Source organism: Polaromonas sp. P3_A5 (assembly GCF_056403055.1).
Map to the genome: position 1 here is coordinate 3,257,149 of NZ_JBFUGF010000001.1, position 23,679 is coordinate 3,280,827.

Annotated in this window: 17 protein-coding genes; 6 read left to right on the forward strand and 11 right to left on the reverse strand. The window is 63.6% G+C overall.

Features of this window, described 5'->3' with window-relative positions; translation table 11 throughout:
* Positions 1 to 22: 22 nt before the first annotated feature.
* Positions 23 to 988: a hydroxymethylbilane synthase gene (gene hemC / locus AC1DU8_RS15655; protein ID WP_477688756.1), complete on the reverse strand. Its 966-nt coding sequence runs from the start codon at positions 986 to 988 to the stop codon at positions 23 to 25.
* A 104-nt stretch (positions 989 to 1,092) separates the two neighbouring features.
* Between hemC and ppc the strand changes: the two genes are divergently transcribed.
* From ppc to AC1DU8_RS15670, 3 genes are all read left to right on the forward strand, one after another.
* Complete coding sequence (gene ppc / locus AC1DU8_RS15660; RefSeq protein ID WP_477726952.1) at positions 1,093 to 4,038, forward strand: phosphoenolpyruvate carboxylase; 2,946 nt, start codon at positions 1,093 to 1,095, stop codon at positions 4,036 to 4,038.
* A gap of 215 nt (positions 4,039 to 4,253) precedes the next feature.
* Positions 4,254 to 4,481 (forward strand): hypothetical protein, encoded by a 228-nt coding sequence (locus tag AC1DU8_RS15665; RefSeq protein ID WP_457279414.1) that lies wholly within the window; start codon positions 4,254 to 4,256, stop codon positions 4,479 to 4,481.
* A 4-nt stretch (positions 4,482 to 4,485) separates the two neighbouring features.
* The gene (locus AC1DU8_RS15670) at positions 4,486 to 12,681 is read left to right on the forward strand and encodes a GH36-type glycosyl hydrolase domain-containing protein (protein WP_477726953.1); all 8,196 of its coding nucleotides are present in this window, start codon (positions 4,486 to 4,488) and stop codon (positions 12,679 to 12,681) included.
* A 68-nt stretch (positions 12,682 to 12,749) separates the two neighbouring features.
* Here the strand turns inward: AC1DU8_RS15670 and AC1DU8_RS15675 are convergent, their stop codons facing one another.
* From AC1DU8_RS15675 to AC1DU8_RS15685, 3 genes are all read right to left on the reverse strand, one after another.
* Positions 12,750 to 13,118: a hypothetical protein gene (locus AC1DU8_RS15675; protein ID WP_477688754.1), complete on the reverse strand. Its 369-nt coding sequence runs from the start codon at positions 13,116 to 13,118 to the stop codon at positions 12,750 to 12,752.
* Positions 13,119 to 13,280: 162 nt separating this feature from the next.
* Positions 13,281 to 13,649, reverse strand: coding sequence for a glyoxalase superfamily protein (locus AC1DU8_RS15680; RefSeq protein WP_477666221.1), 369 nt, complete (start codon positions 13,647 to 13,649; stop codon positions 13,281 to 13,283).
* Positions 13,650 to 13,678: 29 nt separating this feature from the next.
* Positions 13,679 to 14,149: a group II truncated hemoglobin gene (locus AC1DU8_RS15685; protein WP_477688753.1), complete on the reverse strand. Its 471-nt coding sequence runs from the start codon at positions 14,147 to 14,149 to the stop codon at positions 13,679 to 13,681.
* Between the two features lie 114 nt (positions 14,150 to 14,263).
* Here AC1DU8_RS15685 and AC1DU8_RS15690 point away from each other — a divergent pair, with 114 nt between their 5' ends.
* Both AC1DU8_RS15690 and AC1DU8_RS15695 read left to right on the forward strand, forming a co-directional pair.
* The gene (locus tag AC1DU8_RS15690) at positions 14,264 to 14,635 is read left to right on the forward strand and encodes a hypothetical protein (protein ID WP_457279419.1); all 372 of its coding nucleotides are present in this window, start codon (positions 14,264 to 14,266) and stop codon (positions 14,633 to 14,635) included.
* 19 nt (positions 14,636 to 14,654) lie between these two features.
* The gene (locus tag AC1DU8_RS15695; protein ID WP_457279420.1) at positions 14,655 to 15,272 is read left to right on the forward strand and encodes an ABC transporter ATP-binding protein; all 618 of its coding nucleotides are present in this window, start codon (positions 14,655 to 14,657) and stop codon (positions 15,270 to 15,272) included.
* A gap of 24 nt (positions 15,273 to 15,296) precedes the next feature.
* On the opposite strand, the gene AC1DU8_RS15700 is transcribed toward AC1DU8_RS15695, so the two are convergent.
* The 6 genes from AC1DU8_RS15700 to AC1DU8_RS15725 form a co-directional block, all read right to left on the reverse strand.
* Entirely contained in the window at positions 15,297 to 15,887 is a 591-nt protein-coding gene (locus AC1DU8_RS15700; RefSeq protein WP_457279421.1) for a tRNA-uridine aminocarboxypropyltransferase, read from the reverse strand.
* A 9-nt stretch (positions 15,888 to 15,896) separates the two neighbouring features.
* On the reverse strand, positions 15,897 to 16,685 hold the full coding sequence (locus AC1DU8_RS15705; RefSeq protein ID WP_457279422.1) for a TerC family protein: 789 nt from the start codon (positions 16,683 to 16,685) through the stop codon (positions 15,897 to 15,899).
* Positions 16,686 to 16,839: 154 nt separating this feature from the next.
* Positions 16,840 to 18,006, reverse strand: a complete 1,167-nt coding sequence (locus AC1DU8_RS15710; RefSeq protein ID WP_457279423.1) for an AI-2E family transporter — start codon at positions 18,004 to 18,006, stop codon at positions 16,840 to 16,842.
* A complete protein-coding gene (locus AC1DU8_RS15715; protein ID WP_457279424.1) occupies positions 18,003 to 18,746 on the reverse strand; it encodes an FkbM family methyltransferase in 744 nt (247 codons plus the stop codon). Before AC1DU8_RS15715 ends, AC1DU8_RS15710 begins: the two co-directional genes overlap by 4 nt.
* A gap of 42 nt (positions 18,747 to 18,788) precedes the next feature.
* The gene (locus AC1DU8_RS15720; protein WP_477666217.1) at positions 18,789 to 19,529 is read right to left on the reverse strand and encodes a LytR/AlgR family response regulator transcription factor; all 741 of its coding nucleotides are present in this window, start codon (positions 19,527 to 19,529) and stop codon (positions 18,789 to 18,791) included.
* On the reverse strand, positions 19,526 to 20,590 hold the full coding sequence (locus AC1DU8_RS15725) for a sensor histidine kinase (RefSeq protein ID WP_457279426.1): 1,065 nt from the start codon (positions 20,588 to 20,590) through the stop codon (positions 19,526 to 19,528). Before AC1DU8_RS15725 ends, AC1DU8_RS15720 begins: the two co-directional genes overlap by 4 nt.
* 234 nt (positions 20,591 to 20,824) lie before the next feature.
* On the opposite strand from AC1DU8_RS15725, the gene argH reads away from it, so the two are divergent.
* Positions 20,825 to 22,243 carry an argininosuccinate lyase gene (gene argH, locus AC1DU8_RS15730; protein WP_457279427.1) on the forward strand — a complete coding sequence of 473 codons (1,419 nt, stop codon included), beginning with the start codon at positions 20,825 to 20,827 and terminating at the stop codon, positions 22,241 to 22,243.
* A gap of 12 nt (positions 22,244 to 22,255) precedes the next feature.
* On the opposite strand, the gene AC1DU8_RS15735 is transcribed toward argH, so the two are convergent.
* Entirely contained in the window at positions 22,256 to 23,677 is a 1,422-nt protein-coding gene (locus tag AC1DU8_RS15735; protein ID WP_477666215.1) for an adenylosuccinate synthetase, read from the reverse strand.
* Between the last annotated feature and the right edge of the window lie 2 nt (positions 23,678 to 23,679).

Below are 23,679 nucleotides of genomic sequence, written 5' to 3' on the forward strand. Positions count from 1 at the left end.
GAAGGCACCGGCGCCTGCGGCATCAGGCGCCCGGGGCTTTGCCGGCCCACACGGCGCCGCCGGCGCGCAATTGCGCCGCCACGGCCTCGCCCAGGGCCTCGGCCTCGGCAAAGCTGCGCACCACGGCGGTCTGGTTGACCTGCACCAGCGGCGCCAGCGGGCCTGCGGCGGCGGATGGCGCCTCGGCGGTGGCCGGGTCGCCCCAGGCGGCATTGAGCTGCATGGCGTCCCCATTGGCGGCACCCTGCGTAAAGGCCGCCAGCGGCATGGAACAACTGCCGCCCATGGCGCGCGACACCGTACGCTCGGCCGTCACGGCCAGCCAGGTCGGCTGGTGCGCCAGCGTGGCCAACGCGGCCATCAGGTCGGCGCGATCGGCGCACACTTCGATGCCCAGGGCGCCCTGGCCTGCGGCCGGCAACATGTCTTCGGGCTCAAATGCGCTGCGGATGCGTGATTCCAGACCGAGGCGCTTCAGGCCCGCAGCCGCCAGCACGATGGCCTGGTACTGGCCTTCGTCGAGCTTGCGCAGGCGCGTGTCGAGGTTGCCGCGTAGCGGCTGTATGACCAGGTCGGGGCGCATGGCCTTGAGCAGCACCAGCCGGCGCAGGCTGGAAGTGCCCACCACGGCGCCCTGCGGCAGATCCGCGAGTGTGGCAAATTGATTAGAGACAAAAGCATCGCGCGGGTCCTCGCGCTCCAGCACACAGGCCAGCGCAAAACCTTCGGGCAGGTCCATGGGCACATCCTTGAGCGAATGCACTGCCAGGTCGGCCCGGCCTTCGCTGAGCGCTACCTCGAGTTCCTTGACGAACAGGCCCTTGCCGCCGACCTTGCTCAGCGAGCGGTCCAGGATCTGGTCACCCTGTGTGGTCATGCCCAGCAGCTCGACCTGCCACCCCAGACGCGCCTGCAGCAGCGCCTTCACATGCTCGGCCTGCCACATCGCGAGGCGGCTTTCGCGGGTGGCGATGACCACTTTTTTCATATCATTCGGTCTGGATTCAAACGCTGCGGACACTCGTAACCTGCTTGTAATACTTGGGGGGAAGTGAATGCTAGCATGCAAGGCTAAAGAACTAGAGGGCAGAGATGGTCACTTCCGCGCGCGTAAAAAGGAATAACTCCGCTGTCAGCGACAAGAGCGGCGGCCGCAGCGCAGGGCCGCCCCAAGCAAGGCCAGCCCCCTCGGGGGGCAGAGAACCACACGCAGTGGGTGAACGTGGGGGCGGTAAGTCGTCCACTCGTTCCAGGGACAACGAACGCCCGCTGGTCGAAGACATCCGCCTCTTGGGCCGCATTCTGGGCGACGTGATCCGCGAGCAGGAAGGCGTTGCCGCCTACGAACTGATCGAGCAGGTGCGCAAGCTCTCCGTCAGCTTCCGGCGCGACGCCGATCCCGAAGCCGACAAGTCGCTCAAGAAATTGCTCAAGGGCCTGTCCGGCGACCAGACGGTCAGCGTGATCCGCGCCTTCACCTATTTCAGCCACCTGGCCAACCTGGCCGAAGACCGCCACCACATCCGCCGCCGCGCGGTCCACGAGCGCGCAGGCGACACGCAGGAAGGCAGTATCGACGTGGCGCTGGCCCGACTGCGCTGGGCCGGCATCTCGACCAAAACCATTTCCACCACCCTGGCGCACAGCTTTGTCTCGCCGGTGCTTACCGCCCACCCGACCGAGGTGCAGCGCAAAAGCATCCTGGACGCCGAGCGCGACATCGCCCTGCTGCTGACAGCGCGGGACGACATCAAGGCGCTGGCGCAAGCTGTCAATGCCGCCAAGGACGCGCTGACACCGCGCGAGCTGGCCGCCAATGAAGCGCAGCTTCGCGCCCGCGTCATGCAGCTGTGGCAAACCCGTTTGCTGCGGTTTTCCAAACTCACCGTCGCCGATGAGATCGAAAATGCGCTGAGCTACTACGAAGCCACTTTCCTGCGGGAGATTCCCAAGCTTTACGCCAACCTGGAGCGCGAGCTGGGCAACCAGCCGGTACACAGCTTTCTGCGCATGGGCCAATGGATAGGCGGCGACCGCGACGGCAATCCCAACGTCAGCGCCGACACCCTCAATTACGCGTTGGGCCGGCAGGCAGAAGTGGCGCTGCGCCACTACCTGACCGAGGTGCATTTCCTGGGCGGCGAGCTCTCGCTGTCAGCCATGCTGGTCGAATTCAGCCCCGCGATGCGGCTGCTCGCCGAAAGCTCGCCCGATACCAGCGAACACCGCAAGGACGAGCCCTATCGCCGCGCCCTCACCGGCGTCTACGCACGCCTGGCCGCCACACTCAAGGACCTGACCGGCGGCGATGCCGCGCGCCATGCCGTGGCACCGCAAAACGCCTACCTCAAGTCGGAAGACTTCCTGGCCGACCTGCGCACCATCGAAGGATCCCTCAAGGCCCATCACGGTGAAGCGCTGATCGCCCAGCGCCTGCACCCGCTGATCCGCGCGGTCGAAGTGTTTGGTTTTCACCTGGCCACGGTCGACCTGCGCCAGAGTTCCGACAAGCACGAAGAAGTGGTGGCCGAGCTGCTGGCCGTTGCACGCATCGAGGCGAATTACGGCAAGCTGGACGAAGCGGCCAAACGCGCACTGCTGATGGGCCTGCTCAACGATGCACGGCCGCTGCGCGTGGTCGGCACCGCTTATTCAGCCCACGCCCGCGGTGAACTGGCGATTTTTGAGGCGGCCCGCACCGCGCGCGCCCGCTTCGGCAAGGAAGCGATCCGCCACTACATCATCAGCCATACCGAGACCGTGAGCGATCTGCTCGAGGTTCTGCTGCTGCAAAAAGAAGTCGGCCTCATGCACGCCACGCTCGACAGCCATGCCACCAACGACCTCATCGTCGTGCCGCTGTTTGAAACCATCGAAGACCTGCGCAATGCCGCGCCCATCATGCGCGAGTTCTACGCCCTGCCCGGCATCGCCCAGCTGGTCAAGCGCAGCGGTGCCGAGCAGGACATCATGCTCGGCTACTCGGACAGCAACAAGGATGGCGGCATCTTCACCAGCAACTGGGAGTTGTACCGCGCCGAGATCGCGCTGGTCGAGCTGTTCGACGAGCTGGCCAATTCGCACAACATCCAGTTGCGCATGTTCCATGGCCGCGGCGGCACGGTCGGCCGCGGCGGCGGTCCGAGCTACCAGGCCATCCTGGCGCAGCCGCCCGGCACGGTGCGCGGCCAGATCCGTTTGACCGAGCAAGGAGAAGTGATCGGCTCCAAATACGCCAATCCGGAAATCGGCCGGCGCAACCTGGAAACACTGGTGGCAGCCACGCTGGAGGCCACACTGCTGCAGCCGACCAAGCCCGCTACCAAGGCCTTTTTGCAAGCCGCCGCCGAGTTGTCACAGGCCAGCATGGCCGCCTACCGCAACCTGGTTTATGAAACCCCGGGGTTCACCGAATACTTTTTTGGCTCCACGCCGATCCGCGAGATTGCGGAACTCAACATCGGCTCCCGCCCGGCGTCACGCAAAGCTTCGCAGAAAATTGAAGACCTGCGTGCGATTCCCTGGGGTTTCAGCTGGGGCCAGTGCCGCCTGACCCTGCCCGGCTGGTATGGCTTCGGCTCGGCCATCGAGCAATTCCTCCAGCAGGGCGGTACGCCCGACAGCCGCAGGGAAGCGTTGGCATTGCTGCAAAAAATGTACAAGCAGTGGCCGTTTTTCCGCACCCTGCTCAGCAACATGGACATGGTGCTGGCCAAGAGCGACCTGGCGTTGGCCTCACGTTATTCGGAGCTGGTGGGCGATGCGCGCCTGCGCAAAAAAATCTTCAGTGCGATTGAGTCCGAATGGCACCGCACGGCCGAGGCGCTGACGCTGATCACCGGGGAAAAGCAGCGGCTGGCGGGCAACGCCGCCCTGCAGCGCTCCATCCGCCACCGTTTTCCGTACATCGACCCCCTGCACCACCTCCAGGTGGAGCTGGTGCGGCGCTACCGCGCCGGCCAGGCCGACCAGCGGGTGCAAACCGGCATTCACATTTCCATCAACGGGATTGCCGCGGGCCTGCGCAACACAGGTTGAATGGCCGTGAACAACGGGCAGCCATGCTGCGCGTGAGAGATTCCCCGCTGTGGGGGTATTACCAGGGGCGCATACTGTAGGCCTTGTCCTAGACAAACTCCAGCGTCTTCTGATGGCCCCGCGAGGGGCCGGTGCGTAGCATGGTGTCAGACACGGAGCAATGCGGGTATTTCGCCACGCGTTGCCCAAACCAGCTACCCCCGGAGCGCAAAATCATGACTACCCTGGAGATCATGGCCGACTCACCGTCCGCCATTCAAAACGATTTTGTTTCCACCGACGCCGCCGATCTGGCGTCACACATGGATCAGTGCGCGCATTCGCGCAGCCGGTTTTTTACGCTCCAGTCCGGGCTTCAGTCCGCGCACTCCCTGGCCTCACCGCGCATCATCACAGTCGCGGCCATACTGGCTATTTTTCTTGGCCTGTTAGCCGTAGCCTGAGCGCGTGACCCCCGCTGTCATCGAGCGGCTGGACACCCTAAGCGCCTACGCCCGGCAACTGCTCGCCTCCCGCCAGGGCGGCGCAGAGCAGCCCATCCGCGCTGAACTTTTCGGTGCGCAGCGCTTTGAAGAACACGGCCGCAGCCTGGCCGCAGCCCAACCCATCAGGCCTGCCGGCAGCCCTGATCACGGTCCGCCTTTTTTCCCGCGCGTCCAGGAAAACATCGCCGCGATCCGCCTTGCTTACGACTACATCGCCCTGACTTCGCTGACAGGCCACTACGTAACGCCGGCCGCCGAATGGCTGCTCGACAACTTCCACCTTGTCGAAGCCCAATTGCAACAGATCCAGGATGGCGTCCCCCACCGCTACTACGCGGATTTGCCCAAACTGGCGAGCAAGCCGCTGGAGGGCCTTCCCCGGGTGTACGGTATTGCATGGGCCTATGTAGCGCACACCGACAGCGTGCTGGACCCGGAGCTTTTCACGGCCTTCCTGCATGCCTACCAGGAGGTCAGTGAACTCAATCTCGGCGAACTCTGGGCCTTGCCGACCACGCTGCGTGTGGTCCTGCTGGAAAACCTGCGCCGCATGGCCGACCGCATCGCCTGGAACAAGGTGGCCCGTGAAGTGGCGCATGCCACCTGGGACAAGGCCGGCGTACTGAGCCTGCAGGAACTCGACGAGCTGTACGGCCTGATGCAGGCCCATGGCCTTGAACGCAGCTATCTCACGCAGCTCTGGCAGCGCATGCCTGCCGAACGTGAAGAGCCGGACTCGCCTTCGGCGCCACCTCTCGTCCGCTGGACCGAAAAGCATTGCGGCGATGCCCTGGGCATGATCGGCGAAGGGCAAACCACCCAGGTCGCCGCCAACCTGACCGTCAGCAACATCATCACCACCCTGCGGCTCATAGGCCAGGTGGAGTGGGTGGAGCTGATCGAGCCGGTCAGCCATTCCCTGCAGGTCTTGCGCCGGCTGCCGAGCTTTTCCCGCGAAAGCGAGATGACGCGCCAACAGATCACGCGCGCTATGGAGCGACTGGCGCAGCAAACCGGTAAATCCGAGCGCGCCGTCGCCGAAGCGGTGCTGGCCGCCGCGCACCAGCCCAACAACTCCCTGGCGGCACACACCGCCGGCTACTACCTGATAGGGCCGGGCCGCCCCCTGCTGGAAGCAGCATTGCAGCCCGCCGCAGCGCCGCACAAACCATTGCCGGCCCCCGAAACACCACGCGCCTGGCGCCTGCCGCTCTACGCGGCCGCATGGATTGCCGGAACCGCTGCATTGCTCAGTTGGGCCGCACACCCGCTCGCCACGCTACCCTGGACGGCATGGGTAGCCTTGGTGCTGATGGCCTGGCCCGCGTCGGAAGTGGTCGCTGCGCTGATCCACCGGCTGATCGCCGAATCCACACGCATACAGCCCCTGGCCCGTCTCGATTTCAGCACGGGCATCCCGGCTGAACACCGCGTGCTGGTGGTGATACCTTCGATGCTTTCTTCAGCTTGCGCCAACAGCGAACTGGTGCACCGCCTGCAGCTGCACTGGCTGGCCGGCCGCGAAACCCATGCGCAGTTTGCCCTGCTGACAGACTGGGCTGACGCCGACGCCGAGAGCCTGGCCGGCGATTCAGAGCTGCTCGAAGACGTCCTTGTCAAACTGCGCGCACTCAACGCAGCCTGCCCGCCGGCGAGCTCCGACTCACCGGCAAGATTTTTACTGCTGCACCGCCCGCGCAGCTGGTCCGCGACAGAGCGCCGCTGGATCGGGGCGGAACGCAAGCGTGGCAAGCTTGAAATGCTGTTGCGGCAACTGGCCGGACGCTCGTCATCGCCGTTTGTCCCTGTGGACGTCAACATGCGGCTGGCGCCGGGCATACGCTACGTGCTGACGCTCGACAGCGACACCAGCCTGCCGGCGGGCTCCCTGCGCGAACTGGTGGCCATCGCTGCGCACCCGCTGAACACGCCGCACGTCGACCGCGAGACGCGGCGCGTGACCGCCGGCTACGGCATCCTGCAGCCCCGCGTGGCCATGCCCCTGTCGGCCCACCACGAGCGTTCCCCCTTCCATGCGATGTTTGCAGGCCAGCGCGGCCTGGACCCTTACAGCAACGGTACCTCCGACCTGTACCAGGACGTGTTCGGCATGGGCAACTTCATCGGCAAGGGCCTGCTGCATGTCGAGGCCGTGCATGCCGTGCTGGACAGCCGCATGCCCGAGGGCGCCATCCTGAGCCACGACCTGCTGGAAGGCAGCATCGCCCGCTGCGGCTACGCAGGCGACGTCGTGCTGATGGAAGACCACCCACATCACGCAGGCGTGGCCGCATCACGCGTACACCGCTGGACGCGCGGCGACTGGCAATTGCTGCCGCTGATGCTGCATGCGAAGCGCTACGGCATCGATGCCCTGGGCCTGTGGCGCATGGCAGACAACCTGCGCCGCTCGATGATCGCCCCGGCCTGCTTCGCGCTTGTGGCCTGGACAATATTCACGGGTGCGCTGCCTGTGGCGACGGCACTGGTTTTCACCGTGCTGGCATTCCTGGCCGGCCCCTTGATGGGTGCGCTGGCAGGGCTGGTTCCCACACGGCGAGGCATCGCCTGGGGGCACTTCTTTGACGTCGGCATGCGCGATGTGGCGCGCAGCATGGCGCAGGCGCTTTGGCAATTGAGCCAGCTGCCCGCCCTGGCTGCCCTGTCGTTCGACGCCATCACACGGGCCCTCTGGCGCATGGCCATCAGCCGCCGCCATCTGCTGCAGTGGACCACCGCCGCCCAGTCGCAGGCTTCCGCCCAGTACACGCTGGGCGCTTTTGTCCGCAATCATGCCCCGGTGTCCGCGTTATGCCTCGCGCTGGGCACGGCCGCATGCTGGGGGCCGCATCCCCTGATCGGCCCGGTGCTTTTCCTGCTGTGGGCGCTGGCGCCCGCAGTGGCCTGGTGGGGCAGCAAGCCGGCTGTTCGCGCGCCATATCTGTCACTCAGCGCCGCAGACCGCGCCTACCTCATGAAGCTGGCGGCCCAGACCTGGCGCTTCTTTGAACGCTGCGTCGGCCCCGAAGACCACCACCTGCCGCCGGACAACCTGCAGATGGAACCGGAACCGACGATCGCACACCGCACCTCGCCGACCAACATCGGCCTGTACCTGATGGCTGCAGCCTGTGCGCGCGAGTTCAACTGGATATCCACCACCGAGCTGATCGCGCGGCTGGGCGCCACGCTGGGGACGGTCGAAGCACTGCCCAAGCACCAGGGCCACCTGCTCAACTGGTATGAAACCCGGTCGCTGCAAGTGCTGCCTCCGGCCTATGTTTCCACCGTAGACAGCGGTAACCTGGCGGGCCACCTGCTGGCCGTCGCGCAGTGTGTTCGCCAGCTGGCGGCGCACCAGGAAACATCGCCAGGCGAATCCGCCGAACTCCTGGAATTGGGAGCCCGCTGTGAAAAGCTTTGTATGGCGATGGATTTCGGCGGCCTTTACAGCCCCAAGCGCCACCTGTTTCATATCGGGCTGCGTGTGCACGAGCAGGCACTTGACGCCAGCTATTACGACCTGATCGCCTCGGAGGCGCGCCTGACCAGCTTCCTGGCGATTGCCAAAGGTGATGTGCCGCGGCGCCACTGGCTGGCGTTGGGCCGCGCCTTCCTGACGGTGGGCGTAACGCCCGGCCTGAAGTCCTGGTCGGGCTCGATGTTTGAATACCTGATGCCTTCGCTGGTCATGAGCGAGCCCGACGAAGGCCTGTTGCATGTGTCCGGCCTTGCGGCCGTCAAGGAGCAGCAGGCCTGGGGCCAGGCACAGGGCCTGCCATGGGGCGTTTCGGAGTCGGCCTACTTTGGGCAAGACCATACGCTGGCCTACCAGTATTCGCCGTTTGGCGTGCCGCGACTGGCCCTTCGGCGGACCCCGCCTGCCGACCGCGTTGTGGCGCCCTATGCCAGCATCATGGCGTCCCAGTTCACGCCGCAAGAAGCGGTGGCGAACCTGCGCCAGCTTGAGCAATGGGGTGCGCGCGGCGAATACGGCTTTGCCGATGCGCTGGATTTCACCGTCGCCAGGCAACCAGGCGCCCAGGCGATGAGCCTGGTCAACACCTACATGGCGCACCACCAGGGCATGTCGCTGGTGGCACTGTGCAATGTGCTGTGCAACGAAGCACCGCGCCGCTGGTTCGCTTCGACCCCGCTGGTGCAGGCGTTCGAATCGCTGCTGCATGAAAAGACACCGCGCCAGATCATCGAAAGCGCAGACCCGCGCGCATTGCCCGAACCCGCGGAGCTGGCCGAAGCCCGGCTGTACCATTCACGTGAGATCGACCCGGCCATGCCCGGCTGGCAACCTACACAGCTGCTGTCCAACGGGCGCTACAGCGTCGCCCTGCGCGCCAATGGGGCCGGTGTCAGCCGCTGGCGCACCGCAGGCAAGACCTACAACATCACCCGCTGGCGCGACGACCTGCTGCGCGATGCCTGCGGTACCTTCATCTACCTGCGTCCGTCCGGCCAGGAGCAGGCATGGTCCCTGACGCAACATCCGGCGCCGCATCCCGGCTGGCAATACAAGGCCACCTACCTGCCGGACCGCGTGCAATTTGACGTGAATTCCGATCAGCTGGAGGCAAGCACCAGCGTGCTGGTCAGTCCCGAGGACGACACTGAAATGCGCAACGTCACGCTGCGCAACCTGTCGGCCACGGAGATGACGCTCGACGTGATTTCATGCTTTGAAGCGGTATTGACCGACCCGCGCGCCGACGAGGCCCATCCGGCATTTTCGAACCTGTTTGTCCAGACACGCTGGCATCCCGAATGGCGCGCCCTGCTGCTGTCGCGCAAACCCCGGCTGCAGGGCGATCCTGTCATGGCGGTCGCGCATTTTCTTGCCAATTCGGAAGCCAACGTACGCGCCATCGATTTCATCTCGGACCGGCGCGCCTTTCTGGGCCGTAACCGGGAGCCGGGCCACCCGGCACTGCGGGCCGAGGCGCATGGCCAGGACGGCTCGCCCATCAACGGGCTGGACCCGGTTGCGGGCCTGCGCCTTCGCATCCGCATTCCGGCAGGCGGCGTGGCCCGGCTCAGCTTTGCCACAGCCGCCGCGTCCAGCAGCGACGAACTCGCGGCACGCATCGACAAATACCTGCAGCCCATGCACGTGGAGCGCGCTACCCGGATGGCCGCCACGCTGGCCCAGGTGCGCCTGCGCGACCTCGGGGTCGACCCCGAGGAAAATGCGGCGTTGCAGGACCTCAACACCGCACTGATGTACAGCTGCGCACGGCCGATGGCGGAACGCGGCCTGCTGGACCAGCGCCAGCTCTGGCGTTTCGGCATCTCGGGAGACAAACCCATCGTACTGGTGCTCATCCACTCCAGCAACGGGATGGCACTGGTGCATTCATTGCTGCGGGCCCAACCCTGGTGGAGTTTCTGCGGGCTGGGTACCGACGTGGTCATCCTCAACAGCGAAGTCAACTCCTACCTGATGCCCTTGCAACGCGACATCCTGGCGCTGCGCGACCGCACACTGCAACAAACGGAAAACAGCTTTCCGCGCAGCGACGCCGGTGGCTTTTACCTGCTGCGCGACCAGGAAATCGTGCCCTCGGAAAAAGCCGCGCTGACGGGGTTGGCACGCGTCATTCTGGTGGCAGACGGCAGGCCGCTTGAACAACAGGCCGCAGCGCTACGCAGCACGGCCAACGCCCAGCGCCGTGCGGGCTCCGCCACGCGTCCGCTGCCGGCGCCCTCCTCCGGCTCTACCGGTTCTCCCAGCGCCACCGGTCAGCCCGGTGCACTGCAGACACCCCAGGGACACTTCGATGCCGGCACCGGCGAGTTCCGTTTTGACGTTGACAGCCTGCACCGCCCGCCCCGACCATGGATCAACGTGATCGCGAATCCCTCTTTCGGCTTTCAGGTGTCTGAGACCGGTGCCGGCTACACATGGGCGGTAAACAGCCGGCTGCACCAGGTCACGCCCTGGTCCAACGATCCGGTGGCGGATCCCACCTTCGAGCACTATCTGCTGCAGGACGTGGACACGCAGCAAGTGCTGGCATTAAGCCCGTCGGCACAACACGGCCCGGCGCCTGCCTGCCGTGTGCGTCACGGCCAGGGCTACACCGTATTCGAATGCCAGCACGGTGCGCTTCATGCGGAAACCACTTTTTTTGTTGCTCAAACTGATCCGGTCAAACTGGTGCAGGTCACGCTTCATAACCAGGGCAGCGCCACGCGCAAGCTGCGCGCCCTGGCCATGGTCGAATGGCAGATGGGTGCTGCACGCCACGAACGCCGCACCATCCATGCGTGGAAAGACAAAGACAGCCTGCTGACAGCCGTGTTTGCGCAGCAGCGTGAAAGCCGGGCGGGCTTCGGCGGCAGCACGGCGTTCCTGTCGCTGACCGGTTTGCCCGGCACACCCGAGTGGACCTGCGACCGAAGCGAATTTTTCGACGCAACGGGCCGGCTGGTGCTTCCTTCCGCCCTGGGCCAGAATGCCGCCGGCGGCGCGGACCCCTGCGCCGCGCTGGCAAGCGAGTTCTCCCTGCTTCCCGGCCAGACTCTTGCGTTCACCTTTCTGCTCGGCCATGCCGGCGACGCCACGCAGGCACTACAACTGGCCCGCAGCTGGCAAGGCAAAGATGCGGCGCAGGCGCTTGAACAGGTCAAGGCTTATTGGTCCGGGTTGCTGGGCAAAGTGCAGGTGCAAACGCCCGATCCGCTGTTTGACGCTTTGGTCAACCGCTGGCTGCTCTACCAGACCCTGGCATCGCGCCTGTGGTCCAAGGCCGGTTTCTACCAGGCCGGCGGCGCATTCGGCTTTCGGGACCAGTTGCAGGACGCCATGGCCTTCGCCGTCATTGAACCGGGCCGCCTGCGTACGCAAATCATGCTGAACGCCTCGCGCCAATTCCCCGAGGGGGATGTCCAGCACTGGTGGCACGCGCCCGGCGGTGAGGGCGTGCGCACCCATTTTTCGGACGATTTGCTGTGGCTGCCCTATGCCTGCGCCTGGTATGTCCAGGTCACAGGCGACACCAGCATCCTGGATGAAGAGGTTGCCTTCATCGACGGGCCGTCGATTCCCGAAGATGCGGAAGACGCGTATTACGCGCCGCAACCCAGCGGGCAAACCGCCACGGTGTTCGAACACTGCGCCCGTACCCTGGACCGCAGCCTGGCCATCGGGGCACACGGCCTTCCGCTCATGGGTACGGGTGACTGGAACGACGGCATGAACCGCGTGGGCCACGAAGGCCGCGGCGAGTCTGTCTGGCTGGGCTGGTTTTTATGCCGCGTGGTCAATGACTTTCTGCCCCTGGCTACATCGCGCGGCGACGACGGCCGCGCGCAGCGCTGGCGCCAGGCCCGTTCCGGCTGGGTTGCCGCCCTGCACGACGCGGGCTGGGACGGTGCCTGGTTCCGCCGGGCGTTCTTCGACAACGGCGCACCGCTCGGCTCCTCCACCAATGACGAATGCCGCATCGACCTGATTGCCCAAGCCTGGTCGGTGCTTTCCGGCGCTTCCACCGAGGCCTTCATCGGCCCGGCCATGCAGGCCATGAATGAACAGTTGGTAGACAACGAAGCGGGCCTGCTGCGCCTGCTGGCGCCGCCGCTGGAAAAGTCGGACAACAACCCGGGCTACATCCAGGCCTACCCGCCGGGGGTGCGTGAAAACGGTGGCCAGTACTCGCATGCCGCCGTCTGGGCCATGATGGCGCAAGCCCTCACCGGTGACACCGAAGCCGCCTGGGAAAGCTTCAAGGCACTGAGCCCGGCCCACCGCAGCGAGCACCCCGTTCGCGGCCCCGCCTATGAGCTGGAGCCCTACGTGATGGCGGGTGACATCTATGGCGCGGCGCCCTATGTAGGCCGCGGCGGCTGGAGCTGGTACACCGGCTCGGCTGCGTGGCTGCACCGCGCGGCGCTGGAAAACATTCTGGGCCTCAAGGTGCAGCAAGGTGCGCTGTCGCTGTCGCCCCGTGTACCGGGGCACTGGCCCTCGTTTGAGATCACGCTGCGCCTGCAGGAGCGCGTGGTGAAGCTTCGGTGGCAACGCGCAGGGCTTGCCGCAGAAGACAGCTTCAAGCCCGACCTGGTAATCACGCCGGGACAAGTGGTGATGCTGGCCGAGCTGCCGGCGCAAGCGGCGTTGCTGGTGCAGGCTGAAGCAAGCTGAATTTCGAGTCGCTATTGATTTAATAGCTACTCGCGCTTTTCAGGTAAGGGCTGGAAGCCTTTTTTTGCTTATAAACGCCCCTTCTTTGACTCCAGGGCGCCTCCGGCGTTCGTCAGGTCGCCGAACATCGACGGCGTGCGATGCCTCGCAGGGAGCAGGTACACGGGCACTTCGCCCGCATCCACGGTTTCAATCAGGCCCAGCGCCAGCAATGAGCGCAAGGATTCGTCAAGCGATCGGGGCGGCATGAACTGCTGCAACTGCTCAAACCACACGCCCGCGCCGCACATCTCCAATACATCGTGCAAGTAGCGTGACAACGAGCCTGTGGCCTGCGCTTTGGTATTGACCGTGTCCACGCAGGCGCGGCCTCCCCGCGTCAGCCGGTAGCAGCGTGAGGCGAGGCCTGGAAGAGGGGGCGCGTGGGTCGAGGTCATGGGTGTCTCCTTCAGCAGCACTCATGGTGAACCTGTAGCAACGAAGTATTCTTGACGAAAATCAAGAGCGGGGCTCCACCTGACACGGCGTTCTTGACGGCAGTCAAGATTTGGGGTTTTAGAGCGCGCCGACGTGAGATTCATCCGGTTTGTAAAGTGCGGTCAGGTGCTGATGGCATTGGTAAATGTCAGCCGGTTGCCAAAAGGGTCCCTGATCGACATGTCCCGGCTCTCCCACGCTGTGTCTTCAATTCGGGGACGGGCGTGTTTGTAGTTCTTCGCCAAAAGCTGCTGGTGAAACGCGTCAAGCTCGTCCGTTTCAATCCGCATCGCGGTGCCCGGGCTGCAGTCGCCGTGGTGCTCCGACAAATGCAGCACGCAGCCGCCTTTGGATATTTGCAGATAGAGCGGCATGCCGGGCTCAAAGCGATGCTCCCAATCGACCTTGAAACCGAGGAAATCGATGTAAAACTCCCGGGCCTTGGCTTCATCGAAGATGCGAAGGATGGGGGTGGTTTTTCCGAAGCTCATCTCTGCAATCTCCTCGTCAAATAAAGCAGCTAGCCAATGTAAGGCCCCTTGACCTCACCCCAGCCCCATCGCGGCATGGGCGCATCAGCGTCCACCGTGGCACCCGGCTGCGAATTGATCACGGCCAGTCGCGAACCCCACTCAAGGTATCCCACCAGCGCCGACCTGAATTCCGGGTCGTCGGGCATGCCCAGTTCATCCGCCGTTTCAAGCAGCAAGGCCACCCAGCGGCGCCGCTGCTCCTGCAGCAGATGCCGGTTCAGGTGCTGCCGGATCATGTGCGGATGGCCGCCATGCTGCTCCGAATAGGTCGTGGGTCCACCCAGGACTTCGCCCAGAAATGCGGCGACATGGGCCGGGTGGCTGTCGTCCATGTGCGCGAACACAGGCCCCAGCAAGACGTCCTTCTTCACGTGCTCATAGAAACGCGTGGTCAATCGGGTCAAGGCGTCGAGGCCGCCTACCCATTCGTACAAGCTTGGAACTGTGCGATCTGACATGGTGATGTCCTGCAAATTGGGCTAAGAGATGTCTCAAAAAAACGCAGATTAACATTGCCACTAGCCTGATCATTTAAATGTGCCTCGATAGCCTCAGAATCAGATCCTTACCCCATGTGCTCTCCCGTTGAAACCATTGTCATATGGCTCTTTGTCGGCATGTTCGCGTGTGGCGTCTTCGGCTATGGCGATCAATGCCGATTTGAGGACTACATCGAGGAACACCACCCCACACGATGGAAAGAGCTGGCCCTGCGAAGCAAATGGCTCATGCCGGAAAACGGGGAACACAGCCAGGCGGGCGTGCAATGGTTTCTCATTCTTCACGGTGAATACAAAAAAATTGAAGACCCTCGCGCGCAAACGTTGGGGCGCAAGGCCCGCATCTGGTCCATGACGGGTCTGGTATGCCTGGCCAGCGTTGGCCTGTACGCCCTTGTAGTGCAGAACTTCCCGTCTCTGCGTTGCCTTATCCCCTGGATGTAAAACCTTGACCCCGCCAGCCATGCTCACCATCGAAAACCTGTGGTTTCGCTACCCCAACCCACAGGTTGAAATCCTTGCCAACTGGTCCGGCGAAATCCCGCCAGGCGTCACGCTGGTGCAAGGCGGCGACGGGCGCGGCAAGAGCACCCTGCTTCGATTACTGGCGGGGGCCTTGCCTGCCGATGAGGGAAAGTTGACGCTCAATGGCATCTCGCTCAAAGACAAGCCCGACGCTTACCGCCGGCAGCTCTTCTGGATGGAGCCGCGCGCCGACACGTTTGATCAACTCACGCCGGCGCAGTATTTCGAAGATGTTCGCAGCCGGTACCCGGGTTTTGATGCGGCTCTGGTAGCGCCGCTGGTCGACGGCCTCGGGCTTGAGCCGCACATGGGCAAGCAGCTTTTCATGCTGTCCACCGGGTCGAAGCGCAAGGTCTGGCTGACAGCGGCGTTTGTGTCGGGTGCGGCGGTGTTGTTGCTGGATGAGCCCTTTGCCGCGCTGGATGCACCCTCGATTGCCTTCGTCAAAGGACGGCTTCAAGACATTTCAGCGCATACAGGGCGCGCGGCCGTGATTGCGGACTATGAGGCCCCCAGCGGAGTGCCGCTGGCCGGTCTGATTGACCTGGGCGACTGACCAAAATACCGGGATCAAGTCGAACTACTTCGGAACAAACGCCAACTGCTGCGCCACAAAACCGTCAAACGCCTTGAGCAGCGGGTGGTATTTTTCAGCATGGCCTTCCAGTTGCGCCAGCGCTGCGCAGGTAGCCTCCAGCGTTGAGAGTTGCCCCGGCTTGTGGGCCTTGCGGATCCGGTAGCCGGAAGCCGGTACATCTTCCAGCGACAGGCGCGGCAATTGCTGCAGCAACGGGCTCCGGTGCAGCATCCTTCGGCTCTTGCGCCAGGTGCCGTCCAGTACGACAAGCAGCACACGTGCCGCGTCGTTGAGTTGTATGGGATCCAGGACGGGCGCTGCATCATCCGGCGTCTGCGGATACAGCAGCACCACATACTCCGGTCCTTGCAGCGCATCACGCAAACCAGCTTCATCAAAACACTCGCCCGTCAGCATCCGGCTGCACGGCAGACTCAGGTGCAGCAGGCGAGCGCTGTTTTTGGCGTGGTCAACCTCCAGCGGATGCTGAAGGATCAGCACCCCGGTTTCATGCGCTGTGGGGGTAACCCACCTGCAGATGCAGCCACCCTGCGGGCGAAGGCACGCGGCGCAGCGCAGGCGCGTCACGGGCACAGCTCAGCGTCAGGTCTTACGGCCGTCAGCGCCATCAGCCTTGTCGCCCTTATCCCCATTGGCATAGGCATTTCTCAGGTGTACCGGCTTGCTCTTTTTCTTGCGCATGCGGATGTTGAGCATTTCCACCGCCACAGAAAACGCCATGGCAAAGTACACATAGCCCTTGGGCACATGGTGGTCGAGGCCCTCAGCGATCAGCACCACACCCACGACGACAAGGAAAGACAGCGCCAGCATCTTGATGGTGGGATGGTCGGACACAAAGCGGCCGATGGCCGGAGCGAACAGCATCATCAAGCCCACCGATGCGATGACCGCGGCAATCATGACCGGCAGACTGTCCACCATGCCGACGGCGGTGATGATGGAATCCAGCGAGAACACCATGTCCACAATCATGATCTGCACGATCACAGCCGCAAACGTGGCCTTGACCCCGCTGGAGGCATGACCTTCTTCGCCCTCCATCGACTGGTGGATTTCACCGGTGCTCTTCCAGATCAGGAACAGGCCCCCGGCAATCAGGATCAGGTCGCGCCCCGAAATTTCCTCTTTCAGGATGGTGAAGAGCGGGTCCACCAGCCCGATGATCCACGACAGCACAAACAGCAAGCCAATGCGCATGAACATCGCCATAAAAAGGCCCAGGCGCCTTGCCAGCTCCTGTTTGTCCTTGGGCAGCTTGTCGACCAGGATGGAAATAAAGATGATGTTGTCGATGCCCAGCACCAGTTCCAGCGCAGTGAGCGTGGCAAAAGCGATCCACATTTGCGGATCCGTCAACAGTTCCATCATCGCGTTACCTCTTTCATTTCATTAACTAAATCAGGATCGTACGGCCAGTCTCTCATACCAGCATGAGCCGTGGAACCGGCTTTGCCGGGCCACAGGCGGGCGGCCCCCTCGGGGGGCAGGGAGCTACACGAAGTGAGCGACCGTGGGGGCCACATCAACTGCCGAGAAACTCACCAATCGGCTTCAGGTCATCGATGCGGTCGCAAATCGACTTGACAATCATCAGAATGGGAATGCCGAGCAACAGGCCCCACACCCCCCAGAGCCAGCCCCAGGCCAGCAAGCCGACGAACACCGCCACCGGACTCATGCGGCTGGCGCGGCTGGTAAGCCACGGCGTCAACAGGTTGCCCACCACGGTATGAATGGCCAGCGAGGCCCCCCCCACGGCCAGCGCCATGTTGAGCGAGCCAAACTGCATAAAGGCCACCAGGGCCGACGTCGCCGCCGTGACCAGAGAGCCTACGTAAGGAATCAGGTTCAGCACGGCAGCGGCAACGCCCCACACAGCGGGGTTTTCCAGCCGCAGCGCCCAGAGCGCCAGCCAGGTCAGCACCCCGACCAGCGCACTGGTCAGGAGCTGCACCTGCAGGTAGCGCTGGATCTGGTCGGTGATCTCATTGAGAGCCTGCAGCGTGATTTTTTTGCTGCTGATGCTGGAGCCCGCAAGCTTGATCAGCTTGCGCCGGAAGCTGTCGCCCGAAAGCATCAGGAAGTAGGTGAAAAAAACCACCACGGTCGCCTGGCCGATCAGTGCAATCAGCCCGATGGTGCCTGACCAGAGATAATTCTTGATGTTGAAACGGGCAGGCTCAACCACGACACGCATCGCCCCACGCGTACTGCTGGTCGCAGCGCTTTCCTGCGCGGCCTGTTCAAGCTGTGCGGCGGCTTTCTGTACGGTTTCCAGGGCGCTGTCAGACTGGTTGGTGCGCACCTTCACGGCCTGGCGGAATTTCTGTGCCGCAGCCGGCAGCGCTTCCAGCAGCTGCGCCGCTTCGTCGCTGAGCGAATACGCCGTGGTGCCGATGCTGCCCACAATCGTCAGCAACACCACGGCAGCGCTCAGCCAGCGTGGAACGCGTTTCGTTTCAAACCAGTTGACCACCGGTGAAAAAGCATAGCTGAACAGCACACCCAGCATCACCGGAATAAAGACGGCCTTGGCCCAGTGCAGTACAAACAGGCAGGCGAGACCCGCCAGTACCACGAGCGACATGCTGCGGATATCGACCGGAACCCGAACATGCAGCTGTTCAGGATCGCCCGGCACCACTGGAGGCGCCGCGCGTACGACACGCTCTGCGGGTTCTTCGGTCATATGTCTCCCGTATCCGTTTTTGTGCCGGGGCGTGCGTAACGAAATTTGCGCAATGGAAGCCCCAGGTAGTACTTACGCAGGTATTCAAACCGAGCCGGCCAGGAAAATGTGTAGGACGCTTTCGCCGGAACGTACCAGCTGTTCAAGCCGGTTCGAAGAATCAGCTGGTAGCCGTTGCCGCGCATCAGGTCGTGTTTTTTATGATGGGTCACGTGATCCTCAATCAGCACCAGGCGGGGCTGCCAGCGTGCAAAGTTGAAACCGGACAACGCAACCAGTTCGTGCCCCTCGATGTCGATCGACAGGAAATCAAACCCCTCTGGCACAGCATTTCCTTCCAGGATGGCATCCAGCGTCTCGCACCGTACCTGTACCGTTGAACGGACCACGGCGCCCATGGCAATAGGCCTCGCTTCGAGCGTTGAATGGGGTCCGGCCCGATTCAAATCCAGGTACCTTCCTGCGTTTTCAGCGCTGGAACAAGCCATTTCAATGACCACGCCGGTTCGACTCCTGCGCAGCAGCTCACAACAGTCCGGGTCAGGTTCCACGAGGAGGCCCGTCCAACCCATCTGTTCCAGATGCTGCGATTGCGAATCCAGCACCGGATCGTTAGCCCCTATATCAACATAAAAGCCAGTCATGCCACCGAAGAAGTCGCGTACGAGCTGGCGCTCTACGGCAGGCTCATTGCTGAAGCGGCTGACGTGCCGCTGGATGAAATCGGCACGTGTATGCATAGACAGGATGTTGGATTGGAAGAAGCAGCAAGAGAAATGTAATCAGGCCGCGATGGCTTCCCGAACGGCGCTGAGCTGGCGCCTGGACACCGCCAGCAGTTCATCAATACCATTGAGCCGTACCGCCCAGCCCTCGCCCTCTTCTGGATCAAAATGTTTTTCCAGCGCGCGCACGGCCCGGCGCGCAATCAGTGCGTTGCGGTGAATGCGCATGAAACGGGTCGCGTGGCGCTCTTCCAGCTCGCTCAGGGAACCATCGAGTATGTAGCTGCGGGTCGCGGTACGCACAGTGATGTATTTGAGTTCGGCTTTGAAATACAGCACCTCGGCCAGTGGCACACGCTCGGTGCGGCCGCGGTCCTGGATGATGAGCGTTTCTTCCGCCACATCCGCCGTGGACGTCCGGGCAGCCTGGCCCAAACGCTCTACCTTCTGCAACGCTTGCTGCAGGCGTTCCAGGCGCACCGGCTTCGTGAGGTAGTCGACGGCCTCCAGTTCAAAGGCCTGCACGGCATGTTCGGAATGGGCCGTGACAAACACCAGGGCGGGTGGCTGTGCAAGTGAAGCAATGGTGCGTGCCAGCGCGATACCGTCAACGCCGGGCATGCGGATGTCAAGCAGCACCGCATCGAATGACTCACGCTGCAAGGCCTTCATGGCCTGAACAGCATCGGCGGCTTCAGCTGCTGCCACTGCGGCCGGGGCGGTGCAATCGCCCAGCAGGGTGCGCAGGCGCGAACGCGCCAGGGCTTCATCGTCAACTACCAATACCTTGAGCGTCATGCGGGAATCTCCAGTCGAACCTGAAATATGCCGTCCTTGAACACGGTCTTGAATTTCGCCTCGACATCATGCAGCAGCGCAAGGCGTTCGCGCACATTGGCCAGCGCCAACCCGTGGCCGCGCTCACCGGCGCCTGCGGGGGTTGAATTGGTCACCTTGATCACCACCGTGCTGCCTCGCCGGAGGGTGGATATTTTCAGCTGCGCGCCGCTGGCGCTGGGTTCCACGCCATGCCTGACGGCGTTTTCTACCAGCGGCTGCAACAGCAGCGGCGGCAGCTTGGCCTGGTCCGCTTCGGTGTCCAGGCTCCACTGCACCTGCAGCCGCTCACCAAAGCGGATCTGCTCAATGGCGAGGTAACGCTGCGCCAGCGCGATCTCCTGGCCGAGCGTCACGGATTCGGCCGGATCGGCCAGTGCATGGCGAAAAAGCTCACTCAGGTCTTCCAGCACCGCCTCGGCCTTGGCGGGCTCGGCACGCACCAGCGCAATGGCGCTGTTCAGGGTATTGAAAAGGAAATGGGGGCGAATGCGCGATTGCAGTTCGGCAAGGCGTGCCGCCGTGGCTGCCGGCGTACGCGCCTTGGCCCGCCAGAACAGCCCCGCCAGCATCATGGCGGACAGCAAGGCACCCGCCGCCGCACTGGCCCACCAGGGCACCGGCTGGAGCAGGCCCAGCAGGGCCAGCAAGCCACAGCCGTACAGCCCCGACACAACACCCAGTGCAATACCCGCCGCCCACTGGTGCGAAGGCTCCAGCCGGTTCAACTGCCCCTTCAGCGCACACACCGCAATCAGCCAGGCCAGGGTGGCGGGCAGCACACCGCCGGTGAGCAGCGAAAAGCTCAGCAGCCAGTCCAGGGGTTCACGCGCAGCGAACATCACACACACGCCGGTCACCGCCTCTACAAAGAGCACGGCACGCAAAACCACACCCACGTGGCAAGCATCAAACATGCTGGTGCGGTTGGAAGTGCGCGGCGCCGCTTCCTCATCGCCCGGAATAAAGCTGCCCAGCAACGTGGATTCGCTGAAATTCTTCTGATCGGGCACAGGCTTCATGGACGTCGGCGGCACTTCGGTATCGTGGAAAAACGGATCGGCTGGGGCAGCGCACGGCAGGGGTTTCCCACGGGGCCCGGCACCCAGATAAAATCATTGGGAAGAGTATTGCACTGCCCAAGGCGATTCGGCCATGGGTTAAACACTATTTAGGCCTGGCCGGCTGCGCAACTGCCCGAAATGGCGTGCTTTACCCCACAGACCGGCCAGTGACTGCCTCAAAGAAAGCCCGACGTGAATCAATTCGACAAAAAGTCCCAAGCCTGGTCCGCCCTTTTTTCCGAACCCATGAGCGACCTGGTGAAGCGTTATACGTCCAGCGTGTTTTTTGACAAGCGCCTGTGGCAAGCCGACATTGCCGGTTCGCTCGCTCACGCCGAAATGCTGGCAGCGCAAAAGATCATTCCCGCCGCCGACTACGCCGACATCCAGAAAGGCATGACGCAAATCACGTCCGAAATCGACTCCGGCGCTTTTGAGTGGAAGCTGGATCTCGAAGACGTGCACTTCAACATCGAAGCGCGCCTGACCCAGCTTGTGGGCGACGCCGGCAAGCGCCTGCACACCGGCCGCAGCCGCAACGACCAGGTCGCCACCGATGTGCGCCTCTGGCTGCGCAGTGAGATCGACCTGATCGGCGGGCTGCTGACCGACCTGCAAAAAGCGCTGGTTGACATCGCCGAGAAAAATGTCGAAGTCATCCTGCCCGGCTTCACCCACCTGCAGGTGGCCCAGCCGGTGAGTTTTGGCCACCATATGCTGGCCTATGTGGAAATGTTCAGCCGCGACGCCGAGCGCATGCTGGAGATCAGGAAGCGCGTGAACCGCCTGCCGCTGGGTGCTGCAGCGCTGGCCGGCACCAGCTACCCGCTGGACCGCGAACGCGTGGCCAAAACGCTGGGCATGGTCGACGAAAGCGGCCAGCCGCAGGTATGCCAGAACAGCCTGGACGCCGTGAGCGACCGTGACTTCGCAATTGAGTTCACGGCGGCCGCGTCGCTCGCCATGGTGCACATCAGCCGCATGAGCGAAGAGCTGATCTTGTGGATGAGCCAGAACTTCGGCTTCATCCACATTCCCGACCGCTTCACCACCGGCTCGTCCATCATGCCGCAGAAGAAAAACCCCGACGTGCCCGAACTGGCGCGCGGCAAGACCGGCCGCGTGGTCGGCCACCTGATGGGCCTGATCACCCTGATGAAGGGCCAGCCCCTGGCCTACAACAAGGACAACCAGGAAGACAAGGAGCCGCTGTTCGACACCGTCGACACGCTCAAGGACACGCTGCGCATCTTTGCCGAGATGGTGGCCGGCATCACCGTCAAGCCCGAAGCCATGGAAAAGGCCGCGCTGCGCGGCTACGCCACCGCCACCGACCTGGCCGACTATCTGGTGAAAAAAGGCCTGCCCTTCCGCGATGCCCACGAAACCGTGGCCCACGCCGTCAAAGCCGCCACCACCCATGCGGTGGACCTGTCCGAGTTGCCGCTGGCTGTGCTGCAGGAATTCAACCCCAACATCGAAAAAGACGTCTACGACTGCTTGAGCCTGCGCGGCTCGTTGAACGCCCGCAACATCCTGGGTGGCACTGCGCCGGCACAAGTCAAGGCCCAGATCACGCGGCACCGGGCGCGGCTGGCCTCGCTCTCCTGACCCCTGGACGCGCTAGGTGCCGGTCATGGCGCGAACCGCGCTGAAGCTCGGCCCAAAGCCGCCGTACAGAACCGGGCAGGCAGCGAGCGCCTGAAAACGCGCCACCAATGCCGACGCCGAGCGCAGCGGCTGGCCTTCATACACCGGCTGCGCTCTCGCCAGCAAAGCTGTCAGCCTCGACTGGTGCTGCAGGTCATGCCCGTTGCCGGGCAGCAGACGCTCAACCAGCCCGTTGCCACGTTCACGGCCTTCCCCATGAGCGATTCTTTGGCATAACAGGGCGTCGCCAGCCTCGGGCGCCGCTTCGTACGCGGTGCACAGGTTCACGCCCCCGCCAGGCAAGCCGGCGTCAAATACGTCCAGGTGACTCAATAGCAGGCCATCGAGCTTTCCAGTGATCTCCAGCGCATAACGCAGCAGCACCGCATCGGCGTGCCCCCTGCGAAAACGCCCTTGCCAGCCGTCACCCGTGTTGTGGGGCTCCGCCAGCACATCGAGCGCAGCATCAAACGTGGGCAGGGGTCCGTTGCCGTGCCTTGTGAGATAGCTTCGCAAGATGCCCAGGTGCATGATGGGGCCGGTCAGCCCCAAATCGGCGACCACCGACTCTACCGAGGCGGGATGGATGCTGCTCCAGGTCGTATGCGGATGAAAGCCATGCCATTCATCCAGCAGAACACCTTGTGCGCCTTCAAAGAGCACGGTGCCGCATCCCTGGAGTTCCCGGGCGATCTCCGGGCTCTGCGTGGGTTTGCATTGCCGGGCCAGTTCTGCCACGGAGGCGAGCCATCGGGCGGACACACTGGCATCTCTCAGCAGCCCTTGCTCTTGCTGCCACGCGGCTGGCTGCGTAGCCGAGCCGGCCGACGCGTCAAACCCGGCCAGCAGGCGCCGCCGGATGGCTTCGAGCTTGTCGTGCGCGCGGGCTGGCGCCAGCAAGTCGCCATAGCACAGCACTTCGCCCGGATGCGCCAGCGCGTGGCGCACGGTTTCCCCCACGCCCACCCCGCAGGTTCCGTGGCTGGCCGCGCCGCGCCGTAATTCGCGCAGCCGGCCGGCCGCCTGGTGAAACGGTGTGTTGATGCGACAGCGCGCGTCGATGCGCAAACGCGCGAGCGCGTCCGGAATTCCGAGTGCCTGCAACGCGGCATGCTCGACCAGCAAGGCCGTCGGGTGCACCACGACCGGGCTGGCCAGGACGCTCAACACGCCCGGCACCAGGGTGCCCGCGCAAAACTGGGAAAAGGTATGGTGCCGGCCGTCGGGCAGGACCACGTTGTGGCCCGCCTGCGCGCCGCCGTTAAAACGCACTACCGCCCCGGCCTGCCATTGGCGGCACAGGAAATCGGTGAACAGCCCCTTGCCGCAGTCGCCAAAGCCAAGGCCAAGCAGCGACACCAGCCGGGACGGGGCCGCGCCACGGCCGTTCAGCACAC